The organism is Micromonospora sp. BL4, assembly GCF_003667505.1.
GTDB lineage: Bacteria > Actinomycetota > Actinomycetes > Mycobacteriales > Micromonosporaceae > Micromonospora.
Genome location: NZ_RCVJ01000049.1, coordinates 29,573 through 48,414, shown reverse-complemented (window position 1 = coordinate 48,414; position 18,842 = coordinate 29,573). Strand labels below are relative to the sequence as shown.

Below are 18,842 nucleotides of genomic sequence, written 5' to 3'. Positions count from 1 at the left end.
GGGTAGGGCGTGGGTGAGGAAGTCGGCGAGTACCCGGGTGTGGGTCGAGAAGGCGAGCTCGACCGGGTCGGTGAGCACCAGCCACTCGGTGGCCTCGTCGGTCGGCGCCGACGGCGGCAGGTCCTCCGCCCGCCGCTCGGGGAGCACCCCGAAGACCATCATCGTGCCGCCGGCCGGGGCGCCGTGCACCGCGAACAGCCGGGCGTCCTCGGCCGCCGCGACCAGCCCGGTCTCCTCCCGCAGCTCGCGGACCAGCGCGTCGGACCACTCCTCGCCGTACTCGATGAAGCCGCCGGGCAGCGCGAGCAGCCCGCGGGCCGGCTCGATGTCCCGGCGCACGACCACCACGCCGAGGCCTCCGGCGGTGCGGACCGGCAGCACCGCCACCGCGACGGGCAGTGGGTTGCGCCAGACGGTCTCGCCGCAGGCCGCGCAGACCCGCGGCCAGCCGGCCGCCGCCGGGTAGGCGACGCCGCAGTGGGAGCAGTGCGAGTACGCCGTACCGGTCATGTCGCAGCACGTTACCCGCACCGCCGCCGCGGTCCTGAGTCCGGCGGCGGCGGTGGGGCGCTCAGGCGGCCGGGGCGCCGGTGTAGAAGGCGGTGGTGCGCTCGGCCGCGGCCTTCGCCTCGTCGGCGTCGATGCCGGCGGCGATGCTGGCCTCACCCCACAGGTGGCTGCTCAGCGCCATGGCCCGTCGTCCCTCGTCGGAGACGGTCCACTCGGCGGCCTGCTCCGGGGTGATCCCGCTGCCGTCGCCGGCGAGGTGCGAGGCGAGGCCGAGCAGGCCCAGGTCCCAGCCGACGCCGACGGCGCCCGGCCCGAACTGGGCCCACCGGTCCTGGTCGACGTGCGCGATGTGGTCCAGGTCGAGGCGGGTCCGCTCGTCGTCGACGGGCGTGAGCCGCACCTCGATCCAGCTCACCTCGCCGCCGAACTCCCAGGTGGCGGTGAAGCGGTGCGGCGGGTCGCAGCTCTCGACGGTGCCGCCGGCGTTGTCCTGGAGCTGGTACCGCCCGTGCAGCCGCAGGTCGCCGGAGATCGGCAGGAACCAGCGCGGGATGCGCTCGGCGTTGGTGCAGGCGTCCCACAGATCCTCGGCCGTCGCCTGGTAGGTCTGGCTGATCGTGGTCACCCGGGCCTCGCCGGCTTCCAGGGTGCGGCTGCCGACCTGCCGCTGGACGGCGTTGATCTGCTCGGTCGCGTCGAACATCAGGTGTTCCTCTCGTCGGGTGGGTCTGCGGGCCCGCGCAGCCGACGTTCGCGTCGGCCCCGGGCGAGTTCGGTGGCGAGTGCCGCCAGGGGCGGGGTCCAGAACCGGCGGAAGTGCTCCAGCCACCCGTCCACCTCGCGCAGGGGGCGCGGGTCGACCGCGTAGAGCCGCCGGGCGCCCTCCGGCCGCACGGTGGCGAAGCCGTTGTCCCGCAGCACCTTGAGGTGCTGGGACACGGCGGGCTGGGAGATGCCGAACTCCTGGCGGATCACCGCGCTGACCGCGCCGGCGGTCTGCTCGCCGCCGGCGAGCAGCTCCAGGATGCGGCGCCGGACCGGATCGCCCAGCACGTCGAAGGCGTGCACGACGACCTTTATATCAGCACAGGCTTATTTAAGCCAATGGTGATAGCCCGATCAGCTTGTCGAGCCGGATCGGCAGGTCGCGGATCCGTACGCCGGTGGCGTGGTGCACCGCGTTGGTGATCGCCGCCGCGGTGCCGACGATGCCGATCTCGCCGATGCCCTTCACCCCGGCCGGATTCAGCTCGCTGTCCTGCTCATCCAGCCAGTACGCCTCGATCCGCTCCACGTCCGCGCACCCAGTGATGTGGTAGGTGGCCAGGTCGTGGTTGACCCAGTCGCCGTACCGCTCGTCGAGCACGCCCTCCTCGTGCAACGCCATCGAAATCCCCATCGTCATGCCGCCGATGAGCTGGCTGCGCGCGGTCGTCGGGTTCACCACCCGCCCGGCGGCGAACACCCCGAGCATCCGGTTCACCCGCACCTCGCCGGTGTCCACGTCCACCCGGACCTCGGCGAAGTGCGCCCCGTACGCGTACCGGGGCAGCGCGGGCTGTTCCCGTACCTCGTCGGCGGTGCTCACCTCGGCGGTCACCTCGCCGTCGGGCGGCACCCCACCGGGGGTCTCCCGCAGCCGGTCCCGCAGCGCCTCACACGCGCGGATCACCGCCCAGCTCCACGAGGACGTGCCCATCGACCCGCCGGCCACCCCGGCCGGTGGCAGGTCGCTGTCGCCGATCTGGATCTCCACCCGCTCCGGGGGCACCCCGAGCGCGTCGGCCGCGACCTGCCAGAGCGCCGTCCGGGCGCCGGTGCCGATGTCGGTGGCGTCGATCCGGATCAGGAAGCGGCCGTCGGGGCGCGCCGTGGCCGCCGCGGCCGAGGCGCGCGCCCGGGCCGGGTAGCTCGAGCCGGCCACCCCGGTGCCGATCAGCCAGCGCCCGTCGCGCCGGGCCCGGGGTTCGGGGTCCCGGTCGGCCCAGCCGAACCGGCGGGCCCCGTCGCGTAGGCAACCGACCAGGTTGCGGCTGGTGAACGGCCGCCCCAGCTCCGGGTCGACCGCCGGGTCGTTGCGGATCCGGAGCTCCACGGGGTCGATACCGACCGCGCTGGCCAGCTCGTCCATCGCCGACTCCAGGGCGTACGCGCCGGGGCACTCGCCCGGGGCGCGCATCCAGAACGGCGTGGGGACGTCGAGGCGTACCAGCCGGTGCGTGGTGCGCCGGTGCGGCGCGGCGTACATGCTGCGCGTGTAGACGGCGACCTGCTCGGCGAACTCCCTGATGGTCGAGGTCTGCGTGATCGAGTCGTGGCAGATCGCGGTGAGCCGCCCGTCGGCGTCGGCCGCGAGCCGGACCCGCTGGATGGTGGGCGTGCGGTAGCCGACCGGCCCGAACAGCTGCTGCCGGGTCAGCGCCAGCCGGACCGGTCGGTCCACCTGCCGGGCCGCCAGCGCGGCCAGCACCACGGCGGCTTTGGGGTACCCCTTGCTGCCGAAGCCGCCGCCGACGTGCTGCGTGATCACCCGGACCGACTCCCGGGGCAGCTCGAACAGCTCGGCCAGGGCGGCCTTCACCGCCACGGCACCCTGGTTGGAGTCGTGCACCAGCAGGCGCCCGTCCCGCCACTGCGCCGTGGTGGCGTGCGGCTCCATCGGGTTGTTGTGGTACGCCGGCGTCCGGTACGTGGCGTCCATCCGTACCGGCGCGGCCGCGTACCCGGCGTCGAAGTCGCCCTCGGCGGTGTCCGTCGGGTAGCTGGGGTTCACCTGGTCCGGCCGGTACAGGCCGGGGTGGTCGGCGGTGAGCACCGTGCTGTGCGGCCCGGCGTCGTAGTCGATCTGGACCAGCCGGGCGCCCTCCCGGGCCGCCTCCAGGCTGGTGGCCACCACCACGGCGACGAACTGCCCCCGGTAGTGCACCGCGGGCTCCTGCAACAGCCACAGGTCCGGCTCCGGCCCCGGCGCGAGCCGGGGCGCGTTGCCGTGGTGCAGCACGGCCAGCACGCCGGGCAGCGCGAGCGCCGGCGCCGCGTCGATCCGGGTGATTCGTCCCCGGACCACGGCCGACGGCACGGCCCAGCCGTAGGTGACCCCGTCCACCGGGTACTCGACCGCGTACCGGGCCGTGCCGGTGACCTTCTCCCGACCCTCCAACCGGGGGTACGCCCGCCCCACCGCGCCGGTGGTCATGGTGCGGGTGTCCGCTCGGCCAGCTCGGTCAGGGCCCGCACCGTGATCGCCCGGGTCAGCGGCACCTTGAAGCCGTTGTGCCGCAACGGACGGGCCTCGGCCAGCTCGGCGTCGGCCGCCCGTGCGGCCAGCTGCGGGCTGAACGCCCGCCCGCGCAGCTCCTCCTCGGCCCGGTACGCCCGCCACGGCCGGTGCGCGACCGCCCCGTACGCCAGCCGGACGTCGCGGACCACGTCGCCGTCGAGGTCCAGCACCGCGGCCACCGAGCCGACGGCGAAGGCGAACGACGCCCGGTCGCGCACCTTGAGGTACGCCGAGCGGCGCGCGGCCGGCAGGTGCGGGAGCCGCACGGCGGTGATCAGCGCTCCCCGGGCCAGGGTGGTCTCCCGTTCCGGGTGCTCGCCTGGGGAGCGGTGCAGCGCCGCCAGTGGGACGTCCCGGGGACCGGCGGGCTCGTGCACCTCCACCACGGCGTCCAGCGCGGCGAGCGCTACCGCCAGGTCCGACGGGTGGGTCGCCACGCAGAGGTCGGACCAGTCCAGCACCGCCAGGTCGCGGTTCTGGCCGTGTCGGGCGGCGCAGCCGCTGCCCGGCTCGCGCTTGTTGCAGGCCTTGCCGGTGTCCTGGAAGTAGACGCAGCGGGTGCGTTGCAACAGGTTGCCGCCGGTGGTGGCCAGGTTGCGCAGCTGCCCGGAGGCGGCGGCGAGCAGCGCGCGGGCCAGCACCGGGTAGTCGCGCCGGACCGCCGGGTGGGCGGCCAGGTCGCTGTTGCGGACCGTCGCGCCGATCCGCAGCCCGCCGCCGGGCAGCTCCTCGACGGCGTCCAGCGGCAGCCGGTTCACGTCCACCAGCAGGTCGGGCCGCTGCACCCCGAGCTTCATCAGGTCGACCAGGTTGGTTCCACCGGCCAGGTACGCCGCCTGCGGCTCGTCCGCCAGCACGGCGACCGCCTCGGCCACGTCGGCCGGCCGGTGGTAGCGGAACGGTCTCACCGCGTCGCCGCCGTTTCTTGAATGGCCGCGACGATGTGCGGGTACGCGGCGCAGCGGCACAGGTTGCCGGCCATCCGCTCGCGGATCTCCGCGTCGGTCAGCTCGGCCGGGGCGGTGAGGTCGTCGGTGACCGCGCTCGGCCAGCCCCGGGTGACCTCGTCGAGCATGCCGCGGGCGGAGCAGAGCTGTCCGGGGGTGCAGTAGCCGCACTGGAACGCGTCGTGCGCGACGAAGGCGGCCTGGAGCGGGGACAGCTCGTCCGGTCCGCCCAGCCCTTCGACGCTGACCACGGACCGGCCGTCGAGGGTGACCGCGAAGACCAGGCAGCTCTTCACGCGGCGGCCGTCCAGCAGCACCGTGCACGAGCCGCACTGGCCGTGGTCGCAGCCCTTCTTCGCCCCGATCAGGCCGAGGCGTTCGCGCAGCGCGTCCAGCAGGGTGGTTCGGTTGTCCAGGGTCAGCTCGCGCCGCCCGCCGTTGACGTCGAACGCCACCCGGGACGAGTGCCGCTCGTCGGTGGTCATCTCGCTCTCCGGTCCGCCCCGCACCGGCCCAGACTAGCTTTACCGGTACATATCCGGGCGAACAACCTACGGACCCTCGCACGGAAGGATCCGAGGGTCAGCGACCCGGGGCCCGTCGGCGACGCAGCCCTTCGCTGGTGAACGCGTGATACATGATCATGACGATGACGCCGATCAGGCCCAGCATGGGATTGACGAACCAGCCGAGCAGGCCGCTGAGCCCGTAGAGGACCAGGCCGGTGACCGGACGCAGCCGCTGCGTCCGCACGTAATCGGGACTGACCCCGCGCCGGAGCAGCTCGGGGTGGCGGCGCAGGTAGCCGAAGAAGACCAGCCAGGGGGCCGACATCAGCGCGGCGGCCAGCGCGTACAGGGCGACGGCGGCGCGGCGGTCGGCGGTGTCGCCGTGGGTGAGCGCGGACGCCAGCACGGCCGTCGGGAACGGGATGATCACCGCGCCGAAGAGGATGCCGAGGTTGATCCAGCTCAGCGCGAGGGTGGTTCCGCGGATCAGCCGGACCAGCGCGTGGTGGTTGAGCCAGAGCACCCCGACGTAGACGAAGGACACCACGAAGGCCAGGTAGGACGCTCCCTCGTCGAGCAGTCCGGCCAGCAACTCGCCCTCGTGGTACTCCGGCACGCGCAGCTCGATGACCAGCAGCGTGATGACGATGGCGAAGACGCCGTCGCTGAACGCGGTCAACCGGTCCGTCTCGGACATCCGTGGCCCGGTGTCGGGCTGCTCGACCTCGTCAGCTGCTGCGGCCATGGCCGCAGGCTAATCCCCGGGCCGGGCTCGGGTGGCGCTTTGTCCGAACGGGACGAGGCCCGCCGTCCGGCGTGGCGCCCAACCCGAGAATACTGTGTATTAGAGCGCTCACCGCCACCACCGCCGGAGCGCTCGCTCTGCTCGGCGCCGTGCTGGGCGTGACCGGTGCGTACCTGGCGCTGGCCGCTGCCCTGCACCGTGACCTCGACCCGCTCGGCGCCGTGCCCGTCGCGCACCTCGTCGCGATCGTCAGCGGGCTGCTGGTGGTCGCCACCGGCGCCGGTTGGCTGCTCGCCGGCCGGCTGCCACCGTCGCTGTCCCGACGCGTCCTGGACTGAGCACTGGGCGAGACCGAGGAGTAGTTCGCCGGTGGGTCGTCAAGCACGGGGCGGTTACAGTCGCTCGGACAATCGACGGGATCGAGGTGACGAGTGGAGCTGGCGCGAGCCACCAACCGGAGCGTCCGGCTCCGCAACAGGTCTCTCCTGCTGACGAAGCTCTTCCTCGATGCCCCGCTCACCCGGCAGGACCTGGTGCGCAGCACCGGGCTGAGCCAGCCGGCGGTGAGCAACGTGGTGGCCGACCTGATCGACGAGGGGCTGGTCGTCGAGGCCGGCGCCGCCGAGTCCGACGGCGGCCGGCCCAGCATGCTGCTGCGGGTCGCACCCCGGTTCGCCTTCGTGATCGGGGTCGACGTGGGCGAGACTCGGGTCCGGGTCGAGTTGTTCGACTTCGGGATGACCCTGCTGGCCAGCGTCGAGCACCCGCTGGACCCGGCGCGCACCGAGCCCGACCTGGTGGCCGGGCACGTGCTGGCCGGCATCGACGCGGTGACCGGCCAGGCCCGGGTGGTCCCCGCCGACGTGCTCGGCGTCGGCATCGGCGTCTCCGGGGTCGTCGAGCAGGGCGTCGAGGCCGTGGTGCACGCCCAGGCCCTGGGCTGGGACCGGGTGCCGCTGGAGCGTCTGATCGGCGCCGGCACCGACCTGCCGCTGCACATCGACAACGGCGCGAAGACCCTCGGCCAGGCGGAGATCTGGTTCGGAGCCGGCCGGGGCGCGCGGCACGCCGTCTTCGCGCTGGTCGGCTCCGGCGTCGGCGCGGCGGTGGTGACGAACGGGGCCACCTACCGGGGCGCGTCGAGCAGCGCGGGGGAGTGGGGGCACACCACCCTGATCTACGGCGGCCGGCCCTGCCGGTGCGGCGCGCGCGGCTGTCTGGAGGCGTACGTGGGCGCCGAGGCGATCATCGACCGGTACCGGGAGGCGCGCCGGGGTCGGCCGGTGCCGGGCGACGACGAGGAGTCCCAACTCGCCGCGCTCGTCGCCGCCGCCGCGACGTCGGCCATCGCCCGGCGGGTGCTGGACGACACGGCCGGCTACCTCGGCGCCGGGGTGGCCAACCTGATCAACCTGTTCAACCCGGAGCGGGTGGTGCTCGGCGGCTGGGCGGCGATGGCGCTGGGCGACCTGTTGCCGGCCGTGCGGGAGGCCGCCGGCCGGCAGGCGCTGCGCCAGCCGTACGGGCAGGCGTCGATCGAGCTGTGCCGGCTCGGGGTGGACGCGGTGGCGTTGGGCGCCGCCACGCTGCCGATCGCCCGGTTCCTCACCGAGGGTGGCGTACGCCGCTGAGCGGCAAATCGCCCACAACCAACCTTCGGGATAAATAACAGTGTTATAGATCGATGTCTTGACGCCGTCGCAATCTCGCCGCAACACTCCTACGAGAGCGCTCTCCGCCCCGCGGCGCCGCATCGGCGGCACCACCCACGGCACCACGGGCGAGCCCGATCCCACCCGCGCGTCGTCCGTAACCCCCTATCGACAGGCGATGTCATGACATCTCGCGCTACATCCGTACGCCCGCGACCCCGGCGGAGCACCCGGCACCTGCTCCTCGGCCTGACCGTCGCCCTGGTCGCGGCGCTCACCCCGGCCGGCGCCCCGACACCCGCGCAGGCCGCCCCCACCCTGCTCTCCCAGGGGCGCCCGGCCACCGCCTCGTCCACCGAGAACGCCGGCACCCCCGCGTCCGCCGCGGTCGACGGCAACACCGGCACCCGGTGGGCCAGCGCCTTCAGCGATCCGCAGTGGCTCCAGGTCGACCTCGGCGCGCGGGCCACCATCAGCCAGGTGAACCTGCTCTGGGAGGGCGCCTACGGCCGCGCCTTCCAGCTCCAGACCTCCGACGACGGAGCCGCCTGGACCACCATCTACTCGACCACCACCGGCGCCGGCGGCACGCAGAACCTCACCGTCACCGGCGCCGGCCGGTACGTGCGGATGTACGGCACCGCCCGGGGCACCGGCTACGGCTACTCGCTCTGGGAGTTCCAGGTCTACGGCGAGACCGGCGGCAGCACCCCGACCTGCGGCGGCACCAACGCCGCCCAGGGTCGCCCGGCCACCGCCTCGTCCACTGAGAACGCCACCCTGTCCGCCTCGGCCGCCGTCGACGGCAACACCGGCACCCGCTGGGCCAGCACCGCCAGCGACCCCCAATGGCTGCGCGTCGACCTCGGCAGCACCCGGACGATCTGCCGGGTGGTGCTCACCTGGGAGGCCGCGTACGCCCGGGCCTTCCAGCTCCAGACCTCGGCCGACGGCAACGCCTGGACCACCATCTACTCGACCACCACGGGCGCCGGCGGCACGCAGAGCCTCACCGTCACCGGCAGCGGCCGCTACCTGCGGATGTACGGCACCGCGCGGGGCACCGCCTACGGCTACTCGCTGTGGGAGCTGGCGGTGAACACCACCGGTGGCACCAGCGAGCCGCCGGTCGACACCACCGACCCGCGCAACCCGAACCTGGGGCCCAACACCTTCGTCTTCGACCCGGGCACCCCGACGGCCACCATCCAGAGTCGACTGAACACCCTCTTCACCCAGCAGGAGACCAACCAGTTCGGCCCGCAGCGCTACGCGGTGCTCTTCAAGCCCGGCAGCTACACGGCCGACGTCAACCTCGGCTTCTTCACGCAGGTCGCCGGCCTCGGCATGAGCCCGGACGACGTGAACCTCAACGGGCATGTCCGCACCGAGGCGTTCTGGATGGGCGGCAACGCCACCCAGAACTTCTGGCGCGCCGCGGAGAACCTGTCGGTGACTTTGCCGGCCGGGCAGACCGTCGAGCGGTGGGCGGTGTCCCAGGCGGCGCCGTACCGGCGGATGCACCTGCGGGGCGCGCAGAACCAGATCCAGCTCTGGAACGGCGGTGACGGCTGGTCCAGCGGCGGCCTGCTGGCCGACACCCGCATCGACGGCCTGGTCGTCTCCGGCTCGCAGCAGCAGTGGTACTCGCGCAACAGCGAGTTCGGCAACGGCTGGACCGGCTCGGTGTGGAACATGGTCTTCCAGGGCGTCACCGGCGCACCCCCGCCGCACTTCCCCAACCCGTCGCACACCGTCATCGCCCAGACCCCGCAGGTACGGGAGAAGCCGTTCCTCTACGTCGACGGCACCGGCGAGTACCGGGTGTTCGTGCCGGCGCTGCGCACCAACTCCACCGGCACCAGCTGGTACAACAAGACCCCCGCCGGCTCGTCCATCTCGCTGTCGCAGTTCTTCGTCGTCCAGCAGGGCACCAGCGCGGCCACCATCAACGCGGCCCTCGCCCAGGGCCGGCACCTGCTCTTCACCCCGGGCGTGCACCACGTCACCGAGCCGATCCAGGTCAACCGGGCCGACACGGTGATCCTCGGTCTCGGCCTGGCCACCATCCAGGCCGACAACGGCACCGTGGCGATGCGGGTGGCCGACGTGGACGGTGTCAAGGTTGCCGGCATCATGTTCGAGGCCGGCACGACGAACTCCCCGGTGCTGATGGAGGTCGGGCCGGCCGGCTCGGCGGCGAGCCACGCCGCCAACCCGACCTCGCTGCACGACGTGTTCTTCCGCATCGGCGGGCCCCACGTCGGCCGGGCCACCAACACCCTGACCGTCAACAGCGACAACGTGATCGGCGACCACATGTGGCTGTGGCGGGCCGACCACGCCGCCAGCGGCGTGCCCACCGGATGGACGTTGAACACCGCCGACACCGGGCTGACCGTGAACGGCGACAACGTCACCATGTACGGCCTCTTCGTCGAGCACTACCAGAAGTACCAGACCGTCTGGAACGGCAACGGCGGGCGGACGTACTTCTACCAGAACGAGATGCCCTACGACCCGCCCAACCAGGCGGCCTGGATGAACGGCTCCACCCGCGGGTACGCCGCGTACAAGGTGGCCGACTCGGTCACCAGCCACCAGGCGTTCGGGATGGGCAGCTACTGCTACTTCAACGTGAACCCGGCCGTCGTGGCGGACCGGGCCATCGAGGCGCCCACCAACCCGAACGTGCGGTTCACCAACATGGTCACCGTCTCGCTCGGCGGTGTCGGCACCATCAACCGGGTGATCAACAACGCCGGTGGCACCGCGAACGCGGCCAACCAGCAGGTGTACCTGACCACCTATCCCTGACCGGGGCGCCCTGACCGGCCCGGTCGCGCCGACGAACCGGGCCGGTCGGGTCGCACCACGGCTGGCCGGCCGGGTCCCGCCGAAGACCCGGCCGGCCCGGTCGCCTCCACGCCGCCGCTCGCTCACAAACCGTCGGGCATGTGACTGCCGGCGCGCCGGATGCGATGATCGCGCTACGGCTGGGCTGGCATCGACGGTCCTATACTGGGCGCACCGGTCGTGGGACCCGTGAGCGGAGGCGGGCGTGCCACTCTTCTTCCTGAGCTACGCCCAAGAGGACAACCGCAACGGTCAGGTGCAGGCCTTCTTCACCGATCTCAGTGAGGCGGTGGCCGGGCTGGCCGGTGTGCACTGGCACGAGGCCGGGTTCATCGACGGGCAGATGCTGCTGGGCACCACCTGGACCGAGGCGCTGGCCAACGCTCTCTCCACCAGTGCCTGCCTGATCGCGCTGACCTCGCCCCGGTACGTCGTCAGTGACTACTGTGGCCGGGAGTTCCGGGTCTTCGCCGACCGGATCGACGAGCACGAGCGGCAGTTCCAGGTCCGCCCGCCGGCGTTGGTGCCGGTGCAGTGGATCCCCTGCGACCGGCTGCCCGAGGTGGTCGGCACCTACCAGTACCGCAACTTCCCGACCGGCACGGTCTACGCCCAGGACGGGCTGCTCACCCTCAAGCAGCGCCGTCGGCACGAGGACGAGTACCGGGACTTCGTCGACGCGCTGGCCAAGCACATCGTGCAGACCGCCCGTGACCACACCCTGCACCAGCCGGCGCAGCGTCCGACCCTGGCCAAGGTGACGAGCGCCTTCGGCCAGCCGGCCCGACCGCAGGCGCAGACCGGGCCGACCGTGGCCGGCGCGGTGCAGCGGGCCACCAGCGCGCGGCACGTGCACATCGTGCTGGTCGCCGGCAGCTCCGCCGAGCTGGCCGGCAGCCGTCCCGGCGCCGAGGAGCGCTACGGCGCGGTGTCCCGGGACTGGCGGCCGTACCGGCCCGAGCTGGAGGTGCCGATCGGCAGTTGGGCCGGGGCCATCGCCACCACCAAGAGCTACGGCTGGACGGTGGAGGACGCCCAGGAGCTGGCCGCCGTCCGGGAATGGGCCCGGGCGCACAACCAGATCGTCGTCCTGATCGTCGACGTCTGGTCGGCCGACCTGCCGCGCTACCAGCTCAGCCTGATCCGCTACGACCGCGACGTGGACTCGCCCCGGGCACCGGTGCTCGTGCCCTGGACGGCCGCCGACGACGCCGCGTCCGGCGGCAACCGCAAGATGTGGGACACCCTGGCCCGGGTGCTTCCGCACCACGTGGTGCACAACACCCGCGACCTGTGGCGCACCGAGATCGCGACGTCCGCCCGCTTCCAGGAGGAGCTGGAGGACGTGCTGGTGGTCGAACAGGGCCGGATCTACCGCACGGGCACGGTCTACCAGGAGCCACCCACGGACGGCTCCGGCCAACGCCCGATCCTCGAAGGTCCCTAGGGGAGGCACGCCATGGCGGTGAACGAGACGGCACGCGGCCAGGTCGTGACCTTCTACTCGTACAAGGGCGGCACCGGCCGGACGATGGCGCTGGCCAACGTGGCCTGGATCCTGGCCAGCCAGGGCCTGCAGGTGCTGGTGGTCGACTGGGATCTGGAATCTCCCGGCCTGCACCGCTACTTCCATCCGTTCCTGCGGGACAAGGAGCTGCGGGCCACCCCGGGCGTGATCGAGATGATCTGGGATTACTCGATCGCCACCATGCAGCGCAACCGGGAGGAGGACTCCCAGGAGCTGCTCACCGGTCACGCCAAGATCCAACGGCGGGCGGTCTCGCTGAACTGGGACTTCAGCCACGGCGGAGTCATCGACTTCGTGGCCGCCGGGCAGCAGGACTCGGCGTACTCCCGGTTGGTGAGCACCTTCGACTGGGCCAACTTCTACGAGCGGCAGGGCGGCGCGTCGTTCATCGACGCGGTCCGCGCGCAGATGCGCGCCGAGTACGACGTGGTGCTGATCGACAGCCGCACCGGCCTCAGCGACGCGGCCGGCATCTGCACCGTGCAGCTGCCCGACCTGGTGGTCAACTGCTTCACCATGTCCACCCAGAGCATCCGCGGCGCGGCGGCGGTGGCCCGCTCCATCCGCAGCCAGCGCCCGGACGACCCGCCGCTGCTGCTGCCGGTGCCGATGCGGGTGGAGGACGCCGAGCTGCGCAAGCTGGAGACCGGCCGGGACCTGGTTCGCGCCGAGTTCGCCCCGTTCCTGGACCACCTCTCCGACTCGGCGGCGGCCCGCTACTGGAACACCATCGAGGTGCCGTACCGCGCCTTCTACGCCTACGAGGAGATCCTCGCCGCCTTCGGCGACCGGCCCGAGCAGGTCGGCACCCTGCTCGCCGCGTACGAGCAGCTCGCCTCGGTGGTCACCGGGGGACGGGTCACCACGCTGCACCCGATGCCCGAGGAGGACCGCCGCCGCTCGCTGACCGAGTTCGAGCGCAGCCGGCTCACCGTCGAGCAGGCCGTGCTGGTGAGCTACGCCTCCGCCGACCGGCTCTGGGCCGAGTGGATCACCGACCAGTTGGAGGACGCCGGGCTGCGGGTGGACCGGCGGGCGGTGGACGTCCCGCTGCGGGCCGGCGGGCGGGCCGAGTTCGACCGGGCCGTCGGCGGCGCCAGCCGGGTGCTGGCCGTGCTCACCCGGCACTACGCGGGCATGTCGCTGGCCGCCGAGGTGTGGAAGACCGCCTCCGGCCGGGACCAGCTCGGCGGCGGGGGCCTGCTCGTGCCGCTGCGGGTGGACGAGTCGCGCCTGCCGGTGCCGTACAGCGACCGCAGCCCCGTGGACCTCACCGACGTCGACCCGTCCACGGCCCGGACCCGGCTGCTGGAGGCCGCGGGCGCCTCGGCGGTCGCGGTCGGCGGGCGCGCGGTCGGCCGGTTCCCCGGCCCGTTCCCGGCGGTGTCCAACGTCCGCCAGCACGGCACCCCGTTCGTCGGCCGGGCCGCTCAGCTCGAGGCGCTGCGCGACCGCCTCACCGCCGCACCCGACTCGGCGACCCAGGTGGTGCACGGCCTCGGCGGAGTCGGCAAGACCCAACTTGCCGCCGAGTACGCCCTGCGCTTCGGCCGCGACTACGACCTGGTCTGGTGGATCCCGGCGGACAACGAGGAGCGCATCCGGGGCGGCCTCGCCGACCTCGGCCAGGCGATGGGGCTGGGCACCGGCGGCGGCGCCGACGCGGTCCGCCGGGTGCTCGACGCGCTGCGCCGGGGTGGACCGGACCGGCGCTGGCTGATCATTCTGGACAACGCCAACGAGCCCACCCGGGGCACCCGGGCACTGCTGCCGCAGGGCCCGGGCCACGTGCTGATCACCACCCGCGACCAGAGCTGGAGCGAGTACGCCACCGCGACCGAGTTGACCGTCTTCGAGCGCGCCGAGAGCGTCCAGTTGCTGCGCGAGCGGGTCGGTGGGCTCACCGAGGACGAGGCGACGCAGGTGGCGGAGAAACTCGGCGACCTGCCGCTCGCGGTCGAGCAGGGCGCGGCGTACCTGCGGGCCACCGCGATGCAGGTCGACCGGTACCTCGCTTCGCTGGACACCCCCGGGCTGCTGCGGATCCTCGACGGCCGGCAGTCCGTCGGCTACTCCAAGGCGCTCGCCGCCACCTGGCTGGTCACCCTGGCCCAACTGCGCTCGGAGAAGCCGGCGGCCGCCCGCCTGCTGGAACTCTGCTCGTTCTACGCGCCGGAGCCCATCCCCGTCGCCATGCTCACCGGCGAGCGCTTCGCGAGCTTCATGGCCCCGTTCGACCCGACGTTGACCGACCCGATCCTGCAGGGCCTGGTCACCGCCGAGCTGGGTCGCTACGGGCTGGCCCAGGTGGACGCGGAGAACAACTCCGTCCGCATCCACCGGCTGGTCCAACTGGTCATTCAGGACCAGCTCGACGACGCCCAGGAGGCCCGCCGGCAGGCCCAGTTGCTGCTCGCCGCTGCCAGCCCGCGGGACCCGGACAAGCCGGTCAACTGGCCCCGGTACGCCGAGCTGTGGCCGCACGTACGCCCCAGCGAGCTGCACCTGTCCACGATGGACGAGGCGCGGCAACTGGTCGTGGACATCGTGCGCTACCTCTACCGGCGCGGCGACTACGACACCAGCCGGGCATTGGCGCAGGAGTCGCTGGCCGGTTGGCGCGACACCGACGAGGACGACCCGACCAAGCTGCGCATGCGCTTCCACCTGGCGAACGTGCTGCGCGCGCAGAGTCACTTCGACCGGGCGTACGAGATCGACCGGGACGTGTACGACCGGCAGCGGCGGATCTTCGGCGAGGACCATCTCTACACCCTGATGACCGCCCGCAGTCTCGGCGCCGACCTGCGTGCCCAAGGGCTCTACCACGACGCCGAGGCGCAGGACCGGCGCACCCTGGAACTGAGCGTACGCACCTTCGGTGACGACAGTGGCCGGACCCTCACCGCGGAGAACAACCTCGCCGTGTCGCTGCGGCTGGTCGGCGACTTCCGCGGCGCCGCCCTGCTGGACCAGCACATCCATGAGCGGCGGCGGGCCCGCTTCGGCGACGAGGACCCGTCCACCCTCGCCTCGGCCAGCAACTACGGGCGGGGGCTACGGGACACCGGCGAGCTGTGGCGCTCGCACAGCGTGCTGCAACGCACCTACACCGTCCAGCAGAAGGTGATCGGCGCGGACCACCCGGAGACCCTGCGGACGGCCAAGGAGTTGGCGCTCACCCTGCGCCAGCTCGGCCGCTTCGCCGACGCGCACCGGCTGATCGAGCGGACCGTGGTTCGCTACCAGCGCGTCCTCGGTGGCGAGCACGCCGACACGTTGTCCGCCGAGATGGCGCTGGCCACCACCTGGTCGGCGGTGGGCGACAACCAGACCGCGCTGCGGATGGCCCGACGGCTGCGGGACGGCTACAACGAGGTGCTCGGCGAGACGCACGCGATCACCCTGGCCTGCCTGAACAACCTCGGCGTCCTGTTGCGCAAGCAGGGCGACAACCCGCAGGCCCGGGACCTCGCCCAGCGGGTCCGCGACCAACTGCTGGCCACCCTCGGCGAGCGGCACCCGCACACCCTGCTGGCCACCCTCAACCTCGCCAACGACCTGTTCGCCCTGGGTGACCGGGACACCGCGCTGCTGCTGGACACCACCGCGTACGTGGAGCTGACCCGGGCGCTGGGCGCCGAGCACCCGGACACCCTCTCCGCGTCGGTCAACCTGGCGTTGAGCCGGCTCGCCACGGAGAGCGAGGCGGACGCCGGGCGCGCCCTCTACGACGAGGCGTTCGGGCAGCTGGTGCAGCTCTTCGGCGGGGACAACCCACGGGTGACACAGGCCCGACAGCGGGAGCGCTCGAACGCCTACATCGAACCGGCGCTGCTCTAGGGCGCGTTGCCCGTTCGCGTCGGCGTCGCCAGGCACCACCGAGCCAGCGCCAGCGGGTCGGCGTCGGGCAACGCCCGGTGGACCGCCCGAACCAGGTCCGGGCGGGTCGCCAGGGCACGAGCGACGGCCGGCTGTCCGGTTCGCCGGGCCGCGAGCGCCAGACCCACCCACGCGTCGGTGTCCTCGGGGTCGTCGTCCAGTCGTCGCAGGTACCCGTCCAGGGCACGCGCCGGATCGTCGGCCGCGTAGGCCCGATCGGACGAGTCCAGGGTGGACGGGTCGGCGTCGTCGGCCAGCAGTCGTCCGCGTACCGCCGCCTCCGGACCGGTGTCCGTGGCGAGCGCCGGGGCAGCCCGGCCCGGCACGACCGTCGGCGGTGGCCCGTCGTCCGGGCACGGCTGGTCGCGCCGCCAGGCCCGCACCGCGCGGTCGACCTCGTCCGGGTGGGGGCGCAGGTTGGCCAGGCCCCAGCGCACCGCGCCGCCGTCGGCGATGTCCCGTACCGCCGCGCCGACCTCGTCGTCGACCGGGTCCCGCCAACCGCGCAGGGTGCCCGCCATCCCGTCCACGAAGGTCCGTCCGGCGTCCGTCAGCTCCGCCGCGCCGGTGAGCTGCCGGACCGCCCGGCCGGTCTGCTCCCGCCAGTACGCGAACTCGAACGCGGCGGCCACACCCTCCGCCCTCCGGCAGCGCCACACCTCGGCCACCCCCAGGTGCGCGTACGCGCCCTGGAGCAGGGCGCCGACCGGGCGGGGATCCAGCCGCCACGGCGCCCGGTAGCGGGCCGGTCCGCCGGGGCGGTGCAGCGGCACCAGGTCCAGCAGCGCGCCGAGTTTGGTGTGTTGCAGCTCGTGCACCAGCAGCAGGGCGAGGGTCTTCGGGTCGGCCGGCACGGACAGCGCGATGGCGCCCAGCGCGTCCCGACTGGTCGCGCTGACCGCGTGCCCGGACGGCGGCGGGCGCAGCGGCACCAGCGAGCGGAGCAACCCGGCCAGCCCGTCAGCGTGCGCCGGCAGGTTGACGCGCAGCCACCGCCACGCCTGCCCGGTGAGCCGGTCCAGGTCGGCGGCGGCGGTATCGCCGAGTCGGGACGCCGGTGGATGGTGGTAGCGACGCCGCCACGGGTCCTGGTCGTCGATGGTCACCTCGACGCCGGCGGTCGGGGTGATCCGCCGCGCCGGCAGCCAGCGCGCCGGCCCGTCCCGCGGAATGATCCGCACGGTGCCCTGCCCGGCGCTCACCACCGCCGTGCCGGGGGCGAGATCCACCGCGCCGCCGATGGTGGGCAGCAGCAACGTGCCGTCCGGGCAGGGCAGCGTCAGCTCGAAGGCGAGACCTGCCCGGGCCGCCGCGGCGGCGGCGAGCGCGGCCAGGTAGCCGGGGTCGGCCGGCCGGTCGATGGCGGCGCGGGCCCAACCGGTCAACGGCGGGTGCGCCAGCACCTCGGCGACCGCCGCCGGGTCGGCCCGCTCGGCCCGGGTGAGCAGATCCAGGCCGCGGCGGACCAGCGGGTCGTCGCCGTACGCGCGCGCGGCGGCGACGGTCAGCAGCCTGCGCCGGCCCAACTGCCCACCGCGCAGCACGTCCAAGGCGGAGGGTTCACCGTGCCCGCCGGCCAGCCCGGCGAACTGCGTTCCGGACAGCGGCCCCGACACGGCTCACCGCCCCGCCGGCACGGCCGGGCCGGCGCGCCCGGCGCCCGCGACTGGTGGGTGGACCGTGCCGCGCGGCGCCGCCTCAGCCGGCCCGGGCGGGGCGGTGACGCGGCGGCGCAGCGCGTCCAGGTCGGCGGTGACCACCGACCGCACATGCCGGACCAGCCGGAACAGGTCCGGGCAGTAGACCGACGGGTGGGCGAAGCCGGCGCCGTCGCGGAAGCGGTGCGCGTACAGGCCGCCGCCGCACGCGCCGACGACCGGGCAGGACCGGCAGGCCGGCGCGAGAGCCGCCAGCCCGCTCGGACGCCCGGCCAGCGACGGGTGGCGCAGCGCCTCGTCGAAGCTGTGCCGGAAGACGTCCAGCCCGGTACGCATCGCCGACGCGGTGGTCGTCTTGAGGGTGTCGGTGCCCTCGATGGTGCCGTCGGTCTCGATCGTCATGATGTCCGGCTCGGCGCCGCCCAGCGCCTGGGTGCCGCTGCGTCCACCGAGCAGCAACGCGATCAGTGACTCGAACAGCCGGATCCCGCTGCGCCGGGGCGTCTCCCGGTACCAGGTGTCGAAGACGGCGATCAGCCAGTCCGCGTACGGGGTGGCGGGATCGCCGGGGCGGCGGCCGGGTGGGGGAGTGCTCCAGTTGCCGTGCGGCAGCAGCAGGTCCAGTCGGGGCGGATCGAACTCCAGCAGGCTCCGGTAGACGTCGACCGGATCGTTGGCCAGGTCGACGGTGCAGAGCAGGCCGGCGTACCGGGCCCGGTGCTCGGGCCGTGCCAGCAGACGCAGCGCGGCGGCCACCTCGGTGAAGCTGCCCCGCCCGTCGGCGTGCCGGCGGTGCCGGTCGTTGGCCGTCCGGCCACCGTCGACGCTCACCCCGACGTCGATGCCGTGCGTGTGGCACAGGGCGAGCACCGCCTCGTCCAGCAGCAGCCCGTTGGTCTGCATCGCGACGTCGAGGGTGGTGCCGGCGGGCATCGCCGCACGCAGGGTGCGCACCGTCCGGTCGAGGACGTCGACGCCGGCCAGCAGCGGCTCCCCGCCGTGCAGCACCACCCGGACCCGGTCGGTGCGGTGCCGGACGACGTGCGCGGCCAGCCGGTCCGCCACCCGGGACACGGTGCCGGGCGCGATCACCCGGGGCCGGCCCCGCCAACCCTGGTCGGCGTGCCGGTAGACGTAGCAGTAGTCGCAGGCCAGGTTGCAGCGCGAATGCACCTTCAGCACCAACTGGCGTACCCGGGGCGCCGTCGGGGTGTCGGGCGGCTCGGCCGCGGCAGGGCGCCGCCGGGCGGCCGACGGCGAGGCGTCGGCCGACAC

At 73.5% G+C, this 18,842-nt stretch carries 14 protein-coding genes; 5 read left to right on the top strand and 9 right to left on the bottom strand.

Going from position 1 to position 18,842, the window contains the following annotated elements; genetic code table 11:
- From EAD89_RS02300 to EAD89_RS02270, 7 genes are all read right to left on the bottom strand, one after another.
- Positions 1-510, bottom strand: a 510-nt coding sequence (locus EAD89_RS02300; protein ID WP_121674519.1) for an NUDIX domain-containing protein, incomplete at its 3' end; no start/stop codon positions are given.
- Between the two features lie 61 nt (positions 511-571).
- A complete protein-coding gene (locus EAD89_RS02295; RefSeq protein ID WP_121674518.1) occupies positions 572-1,213 on the bottom strand; it encodes an SRPBCC family protein in 642 nt (213 codons plus the stop codon).
- Positions 1,213-1,578, bottom strand: a complete 366-nt coding sequence (locus EAD89_RS02290) for a helix-turn-helix transcriptional regulator (RefSeq protein ID WP_121674517.1) — start codon at positions 1,576-1,578, stop codon at positions 1,213-1,215. The genes EAD89_RS02295 and EAD89_RS02290 overlap by 1 nt, the downstream gene beginning before the upstream one ends.
- A gap of 28 nt (positions 1,579-1,606) precedes the next feature.
- Complete coding sequence (locus EAD89_RS02285) at positions 1,607-3,706, bottom strand: xanthine dehydrogenase family protein molybdopterin-binding subunit (protein ID WP_121674516.1); 2,100 nt, start codon at positions 3,704-3,706, stop codon at positions 1,607-1,609.
- Positions 3,703-4,698: a xanthine dehydrogenase family protein subunit M gene (locus EAD89_RS02280; protein WP_121674515.1), complete on the bottom strand. Its 996-nt coding sequence runs from the start codon at positions 4,696-4,698 to the stop codon at positions 3,703-3,705. Before EAD89_RS02280 ends, EAD89_RS02285 begins: the two co-directional genes overlap by 4 nt.
- Positions 4,695-5,222 carry a 2Fe-2S iron-sulfur cluster-binding protein gene (locus tag EAD89_RS02275; RefSeq protein ID WP_121674514.1) on the bottom strand — a complete coding sequence of 176 codons (528 nt, stop codon included), beginning with the start codon at positions 5,220-5,222 and terminating at the stop codon, positions 4,695-4,697. Before EAD89_RS02275 ends, EAD89_RS02280 begins: the two co-directional genes overlap by 4 nt.
- A 97-nt stretch (positions 5,223-5,319) precedes the next feature.
- On the bottom strand, positions 5,320-5,991 hold the full coding sequence (locus EAD89_RS02270) for a TMEM175 family protein (protein ID WP_121652289.1): 672 nt from the start codon (positions 5,989-5,991) through the stop codon (positions 5,320-5,322).
- A gap of 71 nt (positions 5,992-6,062) precedes the next feature.
- Here EAD89_RS02270 and EAD89_RS02265 point away from each other — a divergent pair, with 71 nt between their 5' ends.
- From EAD89_RS02265 to fxsT, 5 genes are all read left to right on the top strand, one after another.
- The gene (locus EAD89_RS02265) at positions 6,063-6,329 is read left to right on the top strand and encodes a hypothetical protein (RefSeq protein ID WP_147458735.1); all 267 of its coding nucleotides are present in this window, start codon (positions 6,063-6,065) and stop codon (positions 6,327-6,329) included.
- Positions 6,330-6,422: 93 nt separating this feature from the next.
- Positions 6,423-7,622, top strand: coding sequence for an ROK family transcriptional regulator (locus tag EAD89_RS02260; protein ID WP_121674512.1), 1,200 nt, complete (start codon positions 6,423-6,425; stop codon positions 7,620-7,622).
- A 204-nt stretch (positions 7,623-7,826) separates the two neighbouring features.
- Positions 7,827-10,460 (top strand): discoidin domain-containing protein, encoded by a 2,634-nt coding sequence (locus tag EAD89_RS02255; protein ID WP_121674511.1) that lies wholly within the window; start codon positions 7,827-7,829, stop codon positions 10,458-10,460.
- A gap of 244 nt (positions 10,461-10,704) precedes the next feature.
- Complete coding sequence (locus tag EAD89_RS02250; RefSeq protein ID WP_121656810.1) at positions 10,705-11,946, top strand: TIR-like protein FxsC; 1,242 nt, start codon at positions 10,705-10,707, stop codon at positions 11,944-11,946.
- 12 nt (positions 11,947-11,958) lie between these two features.
- Positions 11,959-15,870, top strand: coding sequence for an FxSxx-COOH system tetratricopeptide repeat protein (gene fxsT, locus EAD89_RS02245; protein WP_121674510.1), 3,912 nt, complete (start codon positions 11,959-11,961; stop codon positions 15,868-15,870).
- On the opposite strand, the gene EAD89_RS02240 is transcribed toward fxsT, so the two are convergent.
- Positions 15,867-17,525, bottom strand: a complete 1,659-nt coding sequence (locus EAD89_RS02240) for an HEXXH motif-containing putative peptide modification protein (protein WP_121674509.1) — start codon at positions 17,523-17,525, stop codon at positions 15,867-15,869. The genes fxsT and EAD89_RS02240 overlap by 4 nt on opposite strands.
- Before the next feature lie 3 nt (positions 17,526-17,528).
- Positions 17,529-18,842, bottom strand: coding sequence for an FxsB family cyclophane-forming radical SAM/SPASM peptide maturase (locus EAD89_RS02235; protein ID WP_121674508.1), 1,314 nt, complete (start codon positions 18,840-18,842; stop codon positions 17,529-17,531).

What these genes read in the sequence shown, in the direction of transcription:
- EAD89_RS02295 (WP_121674518.1), bottom strand. Translation starts at nt 1,213, where the DNA reads ATGTTCGACGCGACCGAGCAGATCAACGCCGTCCAGCGGCAGGTCGGC.
- EAD89_RS02285 (WP_121674516.1), bottom strand. Translation starts at nt 3,706, where the DNA reads ATGACCACCGGCGCGGTGGGGCGGGCGTACCCCCGGTTGGAGGGTCGG.
- EAD89_RS02275 (WP_121674514.1), bottom strand. Translation starts at nt 5,222, where the DNA reads ATGACCACCGACGAGCGGCACTCGTCCCGGGTGGCGTTCGACGTCAAC.
- EAD89_RS02270 (WP_121652289.1), bottom strand. Translation starts at nt 5,991, where the DNA reads ATGGCCGCAGCAGCTGACGAGGTCGAGCAGCCCGACACCGGGCCACGG.
- EAD89_RS02255 (WP_121674511.1), top strand. Translation starts at nt 7,827, where the DNA reads ATGACATCTCGCGCTACATCCGTACGCCCGCGACCCCGGCGGAGCACC.
- fxsT (WP_121674510.1), top strand. Translation starts at nt 11,959, where the DNA reads ATGGCGGTGAACGAGACGGCACGCGGCCAGGTCGTGACCTTCTACTCG.